Consider the following 16923-nt stretch of genomic DNA (forward strand, 5'->3'; position numbering starts at 1 on the left):
TAAGGACTCGCTTTTCTATTGTACAAACAGGGCACTGGCATCTGTAGGTACGAACTTATTTGTGAATTACTCATATGTATAAAATTAATTTTGAATAGTTACTTTCTTATTTACGCTTACATAAAATAAAGTCCAAAGTATATATTGGATATTGTAAAATCCCTAAAAATAGGTATTGCCGGATAAATTTAAGCCCCGTACATTTGCAGAAACAAAATCAGAAACATTGTTCATTATAAATGCAAGTGCTGAAAGAGGACATACGGGGTCGGATATTGACGATTGCCAGGCAGCAATTCGAGAAGAAAGGCTATTCCAAAACTTCCATGCGCGAAATAGCGGAGTTAGCTGGGGTTGGTGTCGGGAATATCTATAACTACTTCACAAGCAAAGATGAATTATTCCATGAAGTGGTCCGTCCTGTTTTGTGCGCTTTGGAAGCCATGCTGCAAGAACACCACGGCATACGGGGCGAAGATATTATGATGATGCGGTCGGAAAAATACCTGAAATCCTGCATTGACGAATATGTTTCGCTTATAGACAAACACCGTTCGCTAATGGAAATACTGTTGTTCCGTGCGCAAGGTTCTTCATTGGAACGCTTCCGTGAGAATTATACCGACCGTTCCACGGAATTGGTTAAGGCGTGGTTCGCGTCCATGCAGCGGAAACATCCCGAAATCAATACGGCTGTGTCCGATTTTATCATTCATTTGCATACGGTATGGATGTTCACGATGTTCGAGGAGCTATTGATGCATTCCGTACCCAGGCAAGAGATGGAGGCTATTTTGCACGATTATATTCTGTTTGAAATCCAAGGTTGGAGGGCTATTATCAAGATATGAGATACAGACAACGTACATACGAACATTCAACCGCATCAGAACGGTTGGTAAGGAGGAAATCTTCACGGAGGTTTCCTCCTTTTTTTATGAACAATTCTGAATATCGTTCACTATTAAACACTCCAAAAATATGAGACAGAAATACAAGTTTAAGAGTATTGTAGCGGAAACATTGCTTATTCCGCTATACATGAGAGCCAAAGAAAGTCGCCGGAATAATCCCATTCTATATGACAAGGCTGCGGAATGGCTGGCGGACAGTTTGGAATACGATTATTCCCAGTTCGACGGGGCAAAGTTGAGCGAAGTGGGATGCGTGGTGCGTGGATGGTATTTTGACTGCGCTGTGCGCCGATTTATTAAAGCACATTCGCATCCGGTCGTGGTCAATGTGGGATGTGGACTGGATACCCGTTTCCAGCGTATCGGAAGTCAGAAAGCAGTCTTTTATGATTTGGATTTGCCTGAGGTCATTGCTCTACGCCGGGAATTGATACCCGAACAGCCGGACAATGTCTATATTGAAGCGTCTTTGTTGGAGACCGACTGGATGGATGACCTGCGCCGGAAGCACCCCGAAGCAGAATTTATCTTCATCGTGGAGGGGGTACTGATGTACTTCTACGAGAAGCAAGTAAAATCCTTCCTGCATCACGTGGCAAACCGTTTCGGGGGAGGTGAATTGTGGTTTGACGTGTGCGGCACGATAATGAGCCGACATGGTGTGAAGCCCGATTCGCTCCGCAAACACGAGGCTCAAATCCGTTCCGGCATAAGCAACGGGTATGTGGTGGAACAATGGGAACCGTCTTTAAAGCTCATTGAACAGGCTAACTATATGAAGTTCTTCCGTTCACGCTGGGGATTCTTCTTCGGGCAGATATTGGGGCGCATCCCTTGGCTCTGCTACAAATTCAGTTCATTGCTCGGATATAAAATCACATCAAAATAGCGTAATAACAATGGAAAAATCAAAAAAGAAAAAAGGTTTGTCCCGTCTGTTCGAGATAGCGGGACAAAGGAAAGGTCTGCTTATATTAGCAGGTCTGCTGTCGGCTGGCAGCGCGGTGTGTATGCTTGTGCCTTATTGGGCAGTTTATGAAATTTTGAAAGAGTTGCTGTCGAATGGCTCCAATCTTTCCGCTTTGGACGGAACGGACATGATGCGTTGGGGATGGATTGCATTTGGAGGGCTTGTTAGCGGATTGATATTGCTCTATGCCGCCCTGATGTCCTCACATGTGGCTGCATTCCGTATCTTGTATGGGTTGCGTGTCCGTCTGTCTGAACATATCGGCAAACTGCCTTTGGGATATTTGAACAATACCTCTACGGGAGCCATCAAGAAAACAATGGACCAGAATATCGAGAAAATAGAGGGCTTCATCGCCCATACCATTCCGGATTTGGTCAATGTAATGGCAACGGTAGTGGTAATGCTGGTCATCTTTTTCTCGCTGGATGTGTGGCTGACAGTCGTGTGCCTGGCCGTTGTGGTGCTTAGCTTATTCCTGCAATTTTCCAATTTCATGGGAAAAAGGGCAAGGGAGTTCATGGCCATCTATTACGATGCGCAGGAAAAGATGAGCGCGTCCGCCGTGCAGTATGTACGGGGAATGCCCGTCGTCAAGATATTCGGGCAAAGCGTCCGTTCGTTCCGTCAGTTCAATGCCGAGATTCAGGCATACAAGACATTCGCCTTGAAATGCTGTGACACCTACCAGAACGGGATGATTGCCTTTACCGTCTTGCTCAATTCGATGGTAACGTTTATTCTTCCTATGGGCATCTTGCTGATGCAAGCCAGTCCGCAATCCTTGTCATTGGCGGTAGTATGGCTGTTCTTCATTATCATGGGACCGGGTATGGCTTCCCCCGTTTATAAACTGACATTCTTGGGAGGTAATACGCGCGACATCGATGAAGGTGTAAACCGTATCGACCGCATACTTGAAAAGAAACCTGTGCCGGAGCCGGTACATCCGCAAGTGCCTGCCGCTTACGATGTGGAATTTCGCCATGTGTCATTCTCCTACGAGAACACAGAACAGGGAACACGGACGGAAGCCCTGCGTGATGTCAGCTTCATTGCACCACAAGGAAAGATAACCGCCCTTGTCGGTCCGTCAGGAAGCGGCAAATCAACGGTTGCCAACCTGATACCTCGGTTCTGGGATGTGGAGCAAGGGAAAATATGTATAGGCGGTGCAGATATACGCCAAATACCTACCGCAAAACTGATGGATATGGTTTCATTCGTCTTTCAAGACACTTTCCTTTTTTACGACACTCTTTATGAGAACATCGCCGTAGGCTCTCCTGATGCCACGAAAGAAAAGGTGATAGCCGCTGCGAAAGCTGCCCAATGCCACGATTTCATAGAGCGTTTGCCGCAAGGCTACGAAACAAGGATAGGCGATAAAGGTGTATTCCTGTCCGGCGGTGAAGCCCAACGGATATGTGTGGCTCGTGCCATATTGAAGAATGCTCCGATACTGGTGTTGGACGAAGCGACTGCTTTCGCTGACCCTGAAAACGAGCATAAAATGCAGATGGCTTTGCAGTCACTGATAAAGGACAAGACGGTCATTGTGATTGCCCATCGCCTTTCTTCCATTATTTCTGCGCATCAGATTGTCGTCATGAAAGAAGGAAGCATTGTGCAATGCGGAAGGCATGAACAATTGTCTGTGACGGAGGGTGTATATAAAAACATGTGGGATGCCTATACGAGCGCATACCATTGGACGTTGAACAAAAACTAAAAGCAATATGAGAAAGAAGAATTTCTTAAACAAGGTCTTGCAAAACACAAGTTGTCCGCAAGGATTTTGGGGACGGATGATTTTGCGAGGAATGAATTGTTTTCATGCATCTTTAGCTAATCGTGGCATGAAGCAAGTGGAATGGCAGCCGAATTGGAATGTTCTTGATATAGGCTGTGGCGGTGGTGCGAATTTGAAACGTTTATTGAATTTATGTCCAAAAGGAAATATCTATGGCATAGACCTGTCAGAAGAAAGTGTTTCATTCGCCCAAAAGTATAACGAAAAAGACTTGAATAAAAGATGTTTCATACAACAAGGGAATGTTTGTTCATTACCTTATGAGGATGGATTCTTTAATGCTATCACGGCTTTTGAAACGGTCTATTTTTGGTCGCCTGTAAACATAGCGTTGTCTGAAGTGGCGCGTGTTCTCCGAGAAGGAGGTTGTTTCCTTATTAGTCTGGAAGCGAGCGACCCCGAACTTGGAAAAATGTGGACGGAACGGATAGACGGTATGGTTGTCTATACTCCGGCAGAATTGGAAGAGCGGTTGCATGAAGTCGGATTTTCATCCATCAGAACAATCCGTAAAAAGGAAGAAATACATATTATAGCATATAAATAAAATAAGATATGAATGCAATAAAGAATATTACAATAGGTCACACGGAAAGACTTTACAAGCCGGTGGGTTACACCATGCTTGCCAACTTAGTGAATATAGTACCGTTTTGTCTTTCTATAGAAGCGATACGTATCATTTTCAGTGCATTTGACGGGAGCGGACAGCCGCTTGACACGACCCGCCTGTGGTGGATATTCGGCATTATGGCTGTTTATATGCTGGTCATGGCTTTGGCAGAACGGGCATCCTACCGAGCCAATTTTAGAGGAGCATACGAAATGAGTGCTTCCGGGCGTTTGTCGCTGGCGGAGCACTTGCGGAAACTATCGTTGGGCTTTTTGTCGAAACGTGATCCGGGTGATTTGTCGTCTATGCTTGTTACGGACTTCATGATGGCAGAAACCGGAATTTCGCACCACCTGCCCCAACTTATGGGTGCCATAGTCATGCCCGTACTGGCTTTTGCTTCGCTTGTATGGATAGATTGGAGGATGGCGGTCAGTATGTTTGCCGCCTTGCCGCTTGCCTTGCTCGTCCTGTGGGCAAGCACAAAGGCACAGCGGAAGTTAAGCGGCAGGCAAATTCAAGCAAAAATAAATGCTGGAAATCGGTTGGAAGAATACTTACAGGGTATTCGTGTAATGAAAGCGTACAATCTGATAGGTGACCGCTTTGTTAGGTTGCGCGATGCTTTTGCGGAACTTCGCCGTGCTTGCATCCGTCAGGAGGCCTTGTTAGGCCCATTCGTCTTGTTGAGCATCACTTTAGTACGTGCCGGGCTGACAATGATGGTGCTATGTGGAACTTACCTTCTGTTGGGAGGGCAACTTTCAATCCTTGTATTCGTGCTATTCCTTGTGGTCGGTTCTCGTGTGTTCGACCCGCTGACTTCCGCCCTGACAAACTTTACCGAGTTCCGCTATTTTTCCATTGCCGGTGGACGCATCCTTTCCTTGATGAACGAGCCGGAGATGAAAGGAGAACGGCAATCCCCGGCAGCGGGCGACATCCGGTTTGAACACGTATCGTTTGCCTATCAAGACAAGGAAGTGTTGCATGATATAAACATTACGCTCCCGAAAAACTCCTTGACGGCTCTTGTCGGACCTTCGGGAAGCGGGAAAAGTACGGTGATGAAGCTTTGCGCCCGTTTCTACGACCCACAGAAAGGATGTATCTTTTTCAATGGTGTTCCGATGAATGAGATAAATCCAGAAAGTCTGATGAGCCACATCTCTATGGTATTTCAGGATGTCTATCTGTTTCAGGACACCATACGCAATAATATCCGCTTTGGTAAAACTGACGCGACGGAAGAAGAAATTATAGCCGCAGCTAAAAAAGCCTGTTGCCATGATTTCATCATGCGGTTGCCCAAAGGATATGACACCTTGGTAGGCGAAGGGGGGTGTACCCTTTCGGGCGGAGAAAAGCAACGCATATCCATAGCCCGTGCCATGCTGAAAGACGCACAAATCATCCTGCTTGATGAAGCGACCGCCTCACTTGACCCCGAAAATGAAGTGGAAGTACAGAAAGCAATCGATTCGTTAATCAAGGGACGTACCGTTATCGCCATTGCCCACAGGCTTAAAGCTATCAAGGATGCTGACCAGATTATTGTCTTGGACAACGGACGGATAAAGGAAGAAGGCACACATGATGACCTTGTCCGAAATGAAGGGCTGTACGCTCATTTATGGAATATTCAAGAAAGCATTTCCGGCTGGAAACTGTAATTGTAAAATGGACTGAAAATGGAATTAATGTTTTAATACTTCCTTTTCAGTCCATCTTATATGTGAATGATTTACTTTTTTAATTGTTCTAATAAGAATTTTTCCAAACTTGTTTTATCTGGCAACTGAAGCATGTAAGTAGAAACAAACAGTTGGTTACTCATTCCGGCTATGGCAAACACTACCTGTTTATATGAAATAATAGATACATTGTTGACATATTGGATTTCTATTCGATTTTATATTCCCTAAAAAACGTGCGCATGTTTTACCTTAAACGTGCGCACGTTTTAAATCGAATGAACGTACGTTTTAAGTTAAATGTGCGCACGTTTAAAAATAGATTTGGAATACTAGAAAATAAACAGTTTTTTTACTGTATAAATTGCACAAAAAACAGTTTTTTTATTTAGATTTGTAATCTATGTAAACTAATAATCTTAAAAAAGAGAAACTATGGACTTAAACAGACTTAAACTCACATTGTCCTGCTTAATAATTTCAGGATATGTTATCACAGGATGTACAAAAGAAGAAGGAAACAGTGACAATTCGGGTGATAAATCAAAAATCACAGAAGAAACCAGGTATGCAAACAGATTCGCAAGAGAAGCATTGGAAATATATTATTACTGGAACGAGGAGATTTCAAAAGATCTTAACCAGCTTGATCCGGAAAAGAATAGTGACCCAATAGCAACTGTAGAAAAAATACGATATCACGACGGAACTGACGAGATTGACAAATGGACTATGCTGACTGACAACATGGACGAGTTTACAAGCAGTGTAGAAGGGGTTACTACTACATACGGATATACTCCCAAAGTTTATTTGTTGAGTGAAAACTCCAACGAAGTTATAGCTGCTGTAGCATTTGTATCGGAAAACAGTCCTGCTGAAAAAGCAGGAATTAAAAGAGGGGATTTGATATATAAAATAGATGGTAAAACACTTACTACAGAAAATTACCTTGATTTGTTTTACTCTTCTCAAATAAAACTTTCAATGGCAAAACTGGTTGGCAATACTATAACACCAACTACCGAATTGTCATTGGAAGCGGTAAAGACGTACGAAAACCCCATTTTGTGCGACTCAGTATATAATTTAGATGGTAAGAAAGTGGGATATCTGGCATACAGCAGCTTTGACTTGAAATCCATCCCTGAACTTATAAACATATGCAAGGAATTCAAGAACGAGGGTATAAAAGAACTGATTCTGGACCTCAGATATAATGGAGGTGGATATGTAATTACCGAAAATGTTTTGGCATCAATGTTCGCCCCACAGGTTAATGTAACAAATAAAGATGTTTTCGAAAAAGAAGATTATAATGAATTCTTTACAAAGTACTATGAACAGGAAGGTATTTCTACCATCACAAGATTCCAAACAGAATATAATTATGAAGATATGGACTTGAATGTAAGCACAAAAGATGCAAACATCGGTCTGGAAAAAATCTATGGTATCATAACAGGCAACAGTGCGTCAGCTTCGGAAGCTCTTCTGTCAGGATTAATGCCATATATGGATATTGAACTTATAGGTGAGCAGTCGCACGGTAAATATTGCACTGGATGGATGCTTGCCGCAGAAGACGCATACGATAAAGTTCCACAGGTTATAAAAGACTGGGGTATTTATGTTATGGTTAGCATATATAAAAATGTAAATGACGAAACACCTTGTATGCCAAACGGGCTTAAACCTAATGTAGAAGCAGAAGTAAAAGACAACCCTTTGGAAACATATCAACTTGGTGACGAAAACGAAGCTATGCTAAGAGTAGCACTTGAAAAAGCCGGAAAAGTATATCCGGCATCAAGAACGCAAGAAACACATACTGCTGATCTGAAGGCAATAGAAACTCCTAAAAAGGCAAACTTCGGAAGAAGAATCATCATTCCTTCACAATCACGTATGCCTGGTATCGAGTAGAAGACAGAACAGGAGTAAGAGTGAGATATCCGCTTTTGATACGACCATCGGAATCGAGAACCAAATGTTGCTCGGACAACATTTTCCGATGAGACTGCAGAGCTTCACCATCTGAATTATAATGTTCTGTAACAAAATAGCCATGTGAGGATGAAGATAGGTATCTGTCATAAATGATGCGTGACACGACACCCATATTCATCCTCATATTTATTTCTACGCATGGATGCAACAACATCTCTTCATCTTGAAAACACAACATCATATCCACTCCAAAATAACCGGTATAAGCCCCTGCTATCATATTATTGAATATATCAATCAGTCGCCTGCGCACTTCACGCAGTGTGTCAAACGAAATATTGTAAGAAAGCAAACGTGTTTCTATCTCATCATCAGACAATAATAAATTCTGCTTATAATTGCCAAACGCATCAGTCTCAAACAATGAATAGCCGGCAAAAGACACACTACCCTCGGGAGAAGAATAGAATTCCATTGCAAAATCGCACACCTTATTATATATAGGTTCTGCCATCACACATCCTTGGGTGCGAAGAATACGTGAAATCCACCCTTCAATATTTTTACTCCATACATCTGGAGATACACGACAAAGACCTCTGCCACTACCCGACCATGGAGATTTAAGTATAAGTTTGCCGTATATCTGAAGATAGTTTTTCACATCTTCCATGCTGTAACAGCAAAAGGCCTTTCCACATGTAGATTCAACAACGGAAAGTTCTGACAATACATCTACACACCTCTGCCTGCCTGACAGGAAACGTATTTTATCCAGCGTCTCATGAGTTGGCAAAAAACAGCTGTCAACCCCGTCTTTAACAAGCGTATGTACTAAAGAAGGACTCCATCCCCAAGGCACAATATCGCATGCAAAACCATTTTCAACAAATCTTGACTTCTCAAATCTTCCGAACTCAGATACTTGGGAAATAAAAGTTTCAGCCGTATCGGTATCGTAAATTCTAATATATGCATCATCAGGAGCATACCATACAGGAAGGAAACACAAATCGCAACTCATGCGAAGTATTTCCGATGATACTTTAAAATATGGAGTGAAATTAGCCAAGGCCATGTCGTGCCAAGGATTGAATATGTACAACTGCTTTTCCATCGTATCTTCACAGAAATTTATCTACAAAGATATACTAAAAAAATAATTTTTGCTATGTCTAGTTTGCAATATTATGAACTATTCGTATATTTGCACCAAAGTAAAGAATATATTCATGGAGGCTTTTTATAGAACACATTCTTATTTGGTTGAGCATACCAATGCTCCCGTACGCAGAGATCTTATGGACGAAATAGACTGGAGCGCACGCTTGATTGGTATCAAAGGTACTAGAGGAGTAGGAAAAACTACTTTCCTTCTGCAATATGCAAAAGAAAAGTTTGGTTTGGACCGTTCTTGCCTTTATGTAAACATGAATAACTTTTACTTCTCGCAGACCAGTCTGGTTGACTTTGCAGCCGATTTCATAAAACGTGGTGGAAAAGTACTTCTCATAGACCAGGTATTCAAATTGCCCGATTGGAGTGTCGCCCTGCGTACATGTTATGAAAAGTTTCCGAACTTGAAAATCGTATTTACTGGTTCGTCGGTAATGAGACTTAAGGAAGAAAATCCAGAACTTAACGGTATAGTGAAATCGTATAACCTCAGAGGATTTTCATTCCGTGAATTCCTAAATCTACAGACTGGCAACAATTTCTCCAAATATACTTTGGAAGAAATACTGAACAACCACGAGCATATAGCAAAAACCATACTTCCGCATGTCAATCCTACACAATATCTGCAGGACTACATACATCATGGATTCTATCCGTTCTTCCTTGAAAAAAGGAATTTCTCAGAAAATCTGCTGAAAACAATGAACATGATGGTGGAAGTGGATATATTATTAATAAAACAAATTGAGCTGAAATATCTCTCGAAAATAAAAAAATTACTATATTTACTGGCGGTTGACGGACCGGGGGCACCCAACGTAAGCCAACTGGCAGAAGAGATACAGACTTCACGCGCAACGGTAATGAACTATATCAAATATCTGGCTGATGCAAGACTGATAAACATGGTTTACCCTAAAGGAGAATCATTCCCGAAGAAACCTGCAAAAATCATGATGCACAACACCAGTCTGATGTATAGCATTTATCCAGTGAAAGTGGAAGAGCAGGATGTATTGGAAACATTCTTTGTTAACTCTCTGTGGAAAGATCACAAGATAAACAAGGGAGACAAGGGAACATCTTTCCTTGTTGACAACGACCTGCATTTCAGAATATGCGCCGAAGGAAGTAAGTTCAAAACTAACCCGAACGTATATTACGCAATGCACAAACTGGAACTGGGACATGGTAACCAGATTCCGTTATGGATGTTCGGATTCTTATATTAAACGAGAATACAAGTTCTTATTAACTAATTATTATAATTTAGTAATTGTATGACTAAACAAAAAAAATTCATCACTTGTGATGGTAACCAGGCTGCAGCACATATCTCGTATATGTTCTCAGAAGTAGCAGCTATCTACCCTATCACTCCATCTTCTACAATGGCTGAATATGTAGATGAATGGGCTGCCGCAGGACGTAAAAACATCTTCGGCGAAACAGTTCTTGTTCAGGAAATGCAGTCAGAAGGCGGTGCAGCAGGTGCTGTACACGGATCTCTTCAGGCTGGTGCCTTGACTACTACTTACACTGCATCTCAGGGTCTTCTTCTTATGATCCCTAACATGTATAAGATTGCAGGTGAATTCCTTCCATGTGTATTCCACGTATCAGCTCGTACACTTGCTTCTCACGCATTGTGTATCTTCGGTGACCATCAGGACGTTATGTCTTGCCGTCAGACTGGTTTCGCTATGCTTTGCGAAGGTTCTGTACAGGAAGTTATGGATTTGGCCGGTGTTGCTCACTTGTCAACTATCAAATCACGCGTTCCATTCTTGAACTTCTTCGATGGTTTCCGTACTTCACACGAAATACAGAAAATCGAAATGTTGGAAAACGAAGACCTCGCTCCACTTATCGACCAGAAAGCTTTGGCTGAATTCCGTGAACGTGCACTAAGCCCTAATAAGCCAGTTGCACGCGGTATGGCTGAAAACCCAGACCACTTCTTCCAGCACAGAGAATCATGCAACCCATTCTATGACGCAGTTCCTGCTATCGTAGAAGAATATATGAACGAAATCAGCAAGATTACAGGACGTAACTACGGCTTGTTCAACTACTATGGTGCTGAAGACGCTGAACGCGTAATCATCGCTATGGGTTCTGTAACAGAAGCTGCTCGCGAAGCTATCGACCACTTGATGGCTAACGGCGAAAAAGTTGGTTTGGTTTCTGTACACTTGTATCGTCCGTTCTCAGCTAAACATTTCTTGGCTGCTGTACCTAAGACTGCTAAACGTATCGCAGTTCTTGACCGTACAAAAGAACCTGGAGCTAACGGCGAACCTCTTTACCTTGACGTTAAAGACTGCTTCTACGGACAGGAAAATGCTCCTGTTATCGTTGGCGGACGCTACGGTCTTGGTTCTAAGGATACAACTCCAGCTCAGATTCTTTCTGTTTACGAAAACTTGGCTTTGCCTACTCCAAAAGACCACTTCACAATCGGTATAGTTGACGACGTTACATTCACTTCTCTTCCTAAGAAAGAAGAAATCGCTCTTGGCGGTGAAGGTATGTTCGAAGCTAAATTCTACGGACTTGGTGCTGATGGTACTGTAGGTGCTAACAAGAACTCTGTAAAAATCATTGGTGACAACACTAACAAATATTGCCAGGCATACTTCTCATACGACTCTAAGAAGTCTGGTGGTTTCACTTGCTCTCACTTGCGTTTCGGTGACCACCCAATCCGCTCTACTTACTTGGTAACTACTCCTAACTTCGTAGCTTGCCACGTACAGGCTTACTTGCACATGTACGATGTAACTCGCGGTTTGCGTAAGAACGGTACTTTCCTTCTTAACACTATCTGGGAAGGTGAAGAACTTGCTAAGAACTTGCCTAACAAGGTTAAGAAATATTTCGCAGAAAATAATATCACTGTTTACTACATCAATGCAACTAAGATTGCTCAGGAAATCGGTCTTGGTAACCGTACTAACACAATCCTTCAGTCTGCATTCTTCCGTATCACAGGCGTTATCCCTGTAGAACTTGCTGTAGAACAGATGAAGAAATTCATCGTTAAGTCTTACGGTAAGAAGGGTGAAGACGTTGTAAACAAGAACTATGCTGCTGTTGACCGCGGTGGTGAATACAAACAGCTTACTGTAGATCCAGCGTGGGCTAGCCTCGAAGTTGAAGGTGCTGCTGCTAACAACGATCCAGCATTCATCAACGAAGTAGTTCGTCCTATCAACGCTCAGGATGGTGACTTGCTTCCAGTTTCTGCATTCAAGGGTATCGAAGACGGTACTTGGCATCAGGGAACAGCTAAATACGAAAAACGTGGTGTAGCTGCTTTCGTTCCAGAATGGAATGCTGAAAACTGTATCCAGTGTAACAAGTGTGCTTACGTTTGTCCTCACGCTGCTATCCGTCCATTCGTTCTTGACGCTAACGAACAGGCTGGTGCTAACTTCACTACATTGAAGGCTGTAGGTAAACAGTTCGACGGTATGACATTCCGTATGCAGGTTGACGTAATGGACTGCTTAGGTTGCGGTAACTGTGCTGACGTATGTCCGGGTAATCCTAAGAAGGGTGGTAAGGCTCTTACTATGAAACCTCTTGAAACTCAGCTTGCTGAAGCTGCTAACTGGACTTACTGCGCTGAAAACGTTAAGAGCAAACAGCACTTGGTTGACATCAAGGCTAACGTTAAGAACTCTCAGTTCGCTACTCCATTGTTCGAGTTCTCTGGAGCTTGCTCTGGTTGTGGTGAAACTCCATACGTTAAATTGATTTCTCAGTTGTTCGGTGACCGTGAAATGGTAGCTAATGCAACAGGATGTTCTTCTATCTATTCTGGTTCAGTTCCTTCAACTCCATATACAACAAACGAAAAGGGTCAGGGTCCAGCATGGGCTAACTCCTTGTTCGAAGACTTCTGCGAATTCGGTCTTGGTATGGAATTGGCTAACAAGAAACTCCGCAACCGTCTGGAAGAAGCAATGAAGGCTGCTATCGCTGCTGAAGGTACTCCAGCTGAATACAAGGAAGCATTCCAGGAATGGATTGACGGCCGCAACGATGCTGACAAGAGCAAAGCTGCTGCTGAAAAGATCATCCCTATGGTAGAAGCTGCTAAAGACAAGTGCTCTTACTGCGCTACTATCGCTGAATTCAAAGACTACCTGGTAAAACGCTCACAGTGGATTATCGGTGGTGACGGTGCTTCTTACGATATAGGTTACGGTGGTCTTGACCACGTTATCGCTTCCGGCGAAGATGTAAACATCCTTGTACTTGATACAGAAGTTTACTCTAACACTGGTGGTCAGTCATCTAAGGCTACTCCTCTTGGTGCTATCGCTAAGTTCGCTGCATCTGGTAAGAGAGTACGTAAGAAAGACCTTGGTATGATAGCTACAACTTACGGATATGTTTACGTTGCACAGATTGCAATGGGTGCTGACCAGGCTCAGACATTGAAGGCTATCCGCGAAGCTGAAGCTTATCCAGGTCCATCATTGGTTATCGCTTACGCTCCATGTATCAACCACGGTTTGAAAGCCGGTATGGGTAAATCTCAGGCTGAAGAGGCTAAGGCTGTAGAATGTGGTTACTGGCACTTGTGGCGCTTCAACCCAGCATTGGAAGAAGAAGGTAAGAACCCATTCTCACTTGACTCTAAAGAACCAAACTGGGAAGGATTCCAGGATTACTTGAAGGGCGAAGTTCGTTTCGCTTCTGTAATGAAACAGTATCCTACTGAAGCTGCTGACTTGTTCGCTGCTTGCGAAGACATGGCTAAGAAACGTTATGCTTCTTACAAGCGTATGGCTGCAATGGACTGGAGCGAAGAAAAATAATCTAGTCACAGATTAATATAACAGAAGACGGCTGAATACTATAAAAAGTTTTCAGCCGTCTTATTTTTTGTTTATAATAAATCAAAAGATACAGAATTGCTCCATCAAACCCTTTTTATATTTTCTGGAAACAACCACTTCGGTGCAATCCTCAAAAGGCGGACATAACACACAATTACTATCGTGTATCATGACCAGGAAATCCATATTCACAATATATGACTTATGAACTTGTATAAACTTCTTGTCAAACGCACACAAAAACTCTGCCGACACATTTCTTCTCAAAGAAACATTCTCCCCTGTGGTAAGAACAGCCTCCCATATCTTTCTATCGGAAGCATATCTGAAGAAACCTACATCAGCAGTCTTTATCATTCTCATTTCACCGGTTGGCAATAATACCATAAATGATGAGTCTTTATGTATATTTACAATATCTTCTCTTTCAAAAAGAGCTGGTTTGGTTTCATAATCTACAAGAAATCTTGATATAACTATCTCAAATTCTTTTCTGTCAATCGGCTTTAATAGAAAATCAAAAGCACTGTTCCTCAATGCGTTGATCATATATTTGTCGTGAGCTGTATAGAATACTACACGCATATTCCATTTTATGTCGTTCTTGATCTCTCCCAAAAGTTCCATTCCATACATTTCGGGCAACTCAACATCCAAGAAAAGCAAGTCAGGCTGAACACGTTTTATCATACTGATTCCTGATGTTGCATCGTGAGCTACACCATCTACATGAAATCTTGGAAAAGTCTTCAACTGCTCGATTAAAGCTCTTGCCGATTCCGGTTCGTCGTCTATTATCGCTACTTTAAAAAATGCAGACATAATTATTTTCTGATTTTATAAGAGTAACCCATTGGCAGTGAATATCTGATTTGACAACCTGTTTCCGAGTTCTCTAATTGTACATTTATAATTCTCATAGTAATTGGTTCCTTATTATACATATTAAGCAACTGGATGCTCTGTGTAACGACTTTAAGCCCTGTACCTGTTCCACGGTTACTACTGTCAGGCTTAAAGCCACCACCATTATCAGTAATGCTTATATTAATATTGTTATTCTCCTTCTCGACTTTTATCCAGAGATTCTTCACTCCTTCCTTGGTTTTCAAAGCATGTTTCAAGGCGTTCTCAACAGGAATCTGAATTAACATTGAAGGAATTTGTATTTCTTTAAGAGGAACGTCATCGCCTACGTTTATATAATAATGAAAATCATTACCCATAGCCTGTTTCTGTAATGAAATATATGTCTTCACAAAATCAAGCTCGTCATTCAGACTTATACATAGATTACCTGTCAGTTCAAGATTTTTTCGTATCAATTTTGAAAGATTTACCAGGCTGTTTTTGTCCTCTTCGTTATTAAATTTCACTACTTCCCTGTTCAATACATTAAAAATAAAGTGAGGTGATATCCTGTTTCTTATATTTTCAAGCCTTAATGAACTTATATCTTTTTGCATATTCCAAATTCTTTTGTCAGTTCTACGCTTTCTATGTATAATAAATATACCGGACAATGAAACAATGAGAAGAGAGCCCAACACCAGAACGTAAATCCATTGGTGTAACATAGTAACCTGACTTTCTTTTTCCTTGATGAAAAACTCTTTCTTCATCAATGTACTGTCCTGTTTATATTTCAAGCTAATTTCAGCGGAACGCATTTTAATTCTTTCATTTCTGATAGAATCATCCATATGAGTATTATTCATCTGATATTTGTAAGCATTCTTATAGTCCCCTTTCTTCTCATAATAATGTTGAAGATACTTATTACGTATAAGCAGCATATTAGGTTCTATAAAATCAGGCTGTACAGCACCAGATATAATTTTAGAAGCCAAATCTACCTTTCCTTTCTTTAATGCCAATTCTATCAACTGAGTCTCAATATAATATAAGGCAGATACATGATTTATTGATTTGAAAAAAGAATAACAGTCTTCAAGATATAGTGTAGCAGAATCTGTCTGATTCATAAACATAAACACTTCACCCATGTTCACTTTAGTGAAATTACGCTCGAACTCCATGCCCGGATAAGAATTTGCCAAAGCCAGAGACTTACGGAAATATTCCATAGACTTTTCATAGTCTCCACGATAATAATATGAATTTCCCCTATTGTTCAGATATATGTGTTTCTCATAGGGCAACATAATATCGTAATACTTTCCAGCCTTATCATAATAATAATCGCACTGGCTATAATCACGCAAATCCATATAAACCTGAGCAAGTCCATAATATGAAGGGAACCTATTATTTTCAGGAATCTGAAGAGAATCAGAAAGCAATAATGACTTACGGTACCAATATGCACCTAAATCAAATTTACCACAACGTACGTATGAGTCTGCCAGATTTATTGAAATATCAATCAAATCATGAGATAATCCCAATCTTGATGAATTCTTATATGCTTTATCAAAATAAATAACTGCCGAATCCATTACAGTCCTTCTGGCATATAAATTACCGCGCATGTTGTTTACATTCGACAGAATCTTATACATTTTCTTCTCATCACGGTATCTTGCATAATAGTCTGATATGCTATCCAATAATATTTGGACAGAATCATATTCGGACATGAACAGTTTGGCTTTCGATTTTAATAATAACAGAGAATAACGCTCTTCATTAAAACGGGAAACAGCAATTGCACTATCCAATTTTTTGACTACAATATCCGGATAGGTTCCCAATAAGGTATCACATTGAAGAATGAAATCATCATTATTAGTATCAATCCCCTTTTCTTGTCCTGAGGTACAGGCTGTATATAATGTAAATGAAGTTGCCAGACAAAATATGATTATAAAAATTCTACTCATAATTTAATATTTGTTTTACTTACAAAGAAATAAAAAAACATATTAGAAAACAAAAGTTATAATTGATTATTTATGTTTACAAGTAAACAAATTT

At 41.3% G+C, this 16923-nt stretch carries 11 protein-coding genes; 8 read left to right on the top strand and 3 right to left on the bottom strand.

The window, feature by feature from the left end:
• The first annotated feature begins 239 nt into the window (after window positions 1-239).
• From OCV82_RS13250 to OCV82_RS13275, 6 genes are all read left to right on the top strand, one after another.
• Window positions 240-851 carry a TetR/AcrR family transcriptional regulator gene (locus OCV82_RS13250; protein ID WP_025277673.1) on the top strand — a complete coding sequence of 204 codons (612 nt, stop codon included), beginning with the start codon at window positions 240-242 and terminating at the stop codon, window positions 849-851.
• 130 nt (window positions 852-981) lie between these two features.
• Window positions 982-1803 carry a class I SAM-dependent methyltransferase gene (locus tag OCV82_RS13255; RefSeq protein ID WP_154044841.1) on the top strand — a complete coding sequence of 274 codons (822 nt, stop codon included), beginning with the start codon at window positions 982-984 and terminating at the stop codon, window positions 1801-1803.
• Between the two features lie 10 nt (window positions 1804-1813).
• The gene (locus OCV82_RS13260; protein ID WP_154044842.1) at window positions 1814-3616 is read left to right on the top strand and encodes an ABC transporter ATP-binding protein; all 1803 of its coding nucleotides are present in this window, start codon (window positions 1814-1816) and stop codon (window positions 3614-3616) included.
• A 7-nt stretch (window positions 3617-3623) separates the two neighbouring features.
• Complete coding sequence (locus tag OCV82_RS13265) at window positions 3624-4244, top strand: class I SAM-dependent methyltransferase (protein ID WP_122120994.1); 621 nt, start codon at window positions 3624-3626, stop codon at window positions 4242-4244.
• A gap of 8 nt (window positions 4245-4252) precedes the next feature.
• Entirely contained in the window at window positions 4253-5983 is a 1731-nt protein-coding gene (locus OCV82_RS13270) for an ABC transporter ATP-binding protein (RefSeq protein WP_154044843.1), read from the top strand.
• 456 nt (window positions 5984-6439) lie between these two features.
• Window positions 6440-7930 (top strand): S41 family peptidase, encoded by a 1491-nt coding sequence (locus tag OCV82_RS13275; protein WP_154044844.1) that lies wholly within the window; start codon window positions 6440-6442, stop codon window positions 7928-7930.
• Here OCV82_RS13275 and OCV82_RS13280 read toward each other — a convergent pair.
• Window positions 7893-9071 carry a hypothetical protein gene (locus OCV82_RS13280; RefSeq protein WP_154044845.1) on the bottom strand — a complete coding sequence of 393 codons (1179 nt, stop codon included), beginning with the start codon at window positions 9069-9071 and terminating at the stop codon, window positions 7893-7895. The two genes, OCV82_RS13275 and OCV82_RS13280, sit on opposite strands and share 38 nt — an antisense overlap.
• Before the next feature lie 115 nt (window positions 9072-9186).
• Between OCV82_RS13280 and OCV82_RS13285 the strand changes: the two genes are divergently transcribed.
• Window positions 9187-10365 (top strand): ATP-binding protein, encoded by a 1179-nt coding sequence (locus OCV82_RS13285; protein WP_154044866.1) that lies wholly within the window; start codon window positions 9187-9189, stop codon window positions 10363-10365.
• 48 nt (window positions 10366-10413) lie between these two features.
• Window positions 10414-13965 (top strand): pyruvate:ferredoxin (flavodoxin) oxidoreductase, encoded by a 3552-nt coding sequence (nifJ, locus tag OCV82_RS13290; protein ID WP_154044846.1) that lies wholly within the window; start codon window positions 10414-10416, stop codon window positions 13963-13965.
• A gap of 81 nt (window positions 13966-14046) precedes the next feature.
• Here the strand turns inward: nifJ and OCV82_RS13295 are convergent, their stop codons facing one another.
• Complete coding sequence (locus OCV82_RS13295; protein ID WP_154044847.1) at window positions 14047-14808, bottom strand: LytR/AlgR family response regulator transcription factor; 762 nt, start codon at window positions 14806-14808, stop codon at window positions 14047-14049.
• A gap of 2 nt (window positions 14809-14810) precedes the next feature.
• On the bottom strand, window positions 14811-16829 hold the full coding sequence (locus tag OCV82_RS13300; RefSeq protein ID WP_154044848.1) for a tetratricopeptide repeat-containing sensor histidine kinase: 2019 nt from the start codon (window positions 16827-16829) through the stop codon (window positions 14811-14813).
• Window positions 16830-16923 lie beyond the last annotated feature (94 nt).

It is taken from the genome of Bacteroides cellulolyticus (assembly GCF_025567135.1).
Classification (GTDB): domain Bacteria; phylum Bacteroidota; class Bacteroidia; order Bacteroidales; family Bacteroidaceae; genus Phocaeicola; species Phocaeicola cellulolyticus.

Excerpts from the sequence above, each read along its gene's own strand:
- OCV82_RS13250 (WP_025277673.1), top strand. The coding sequence starts at position 240 with ATGCAAGTGCTGAAAGAGGACATACGGGGTCGGATATTGACGATTGCC.
- OCV82_RS13255 (WP_154044841.1), top strand. The coding sequence starts at position 982 with ATGAGACAGAAATACAAGTTTAAGAGTATTGTAGCGGAAACATTGCTT.
- OCV82_RS13260 (WP_154044842.1), top strand. The coding sequence starts at position 1,814 with ATGGAAAAATCAAAAAAGAAAAAAGGTTTGTCCCGTCTGTTCGAGATA.
- OCV82_RS13265 (WP_122120994.1), top strand. The coding sequence starts at position 3,624 with ATGAGAAAGAAGAATTTCTTAAACAAGGTCTTGCAAAACACAAGTTGT.
- OCV82_RS13270 (WP_154044843.1), top strand. The coding sequence starts at position 4,253 with ATGAATGCAATAAAGAATATTACAATAGGTCACACGGAAAGACTTTAC.
- OCV82_RS13275 (WP_154044844.1), top strand. The coding sequence starts at position 6,440 with ATGGACTTAAACAGACTTAAACTCACATTGTCCTGCTTAATAATTTCA.
- OCV82_RS13280 (WP_154044845.1), bottom strand. The coding sequence starts at position 9,071 with ATGGAAAAGCAGTTGTACATATTCAATCCTTGGCACGACATGGCCTTG.
- OCV82_RS13285 (WP_154044866.1), top strand. The coding sequence starts at position 9,187 with ATGGAGGCTTTTTATAGAACACATTCTTATTTGGTTGAGCATACCAAT.
- nifJ (WP_154044846.1), top strand. The coding sequence starts at position 10,414 with ATGACTAAACAAAAAAAATTCATCACTTGTGATGGTAACCAGGCTGCA.
- OCV82_RS13295 (WP_154044847.1), bottom strand. The coding sequence starts at position 14,808 with ATGTCTGCATTTTTTAAAGTAGCGATAATAGACGACGAACCGGAATCG.
- OCV82_RS13300 (WP_154044848.1), bottom strand. The coding sequence starts at position 16,829 with ATGAGTAGAATTTTTATAATCATATTTTGTCTGGCAACTTCATTTACA.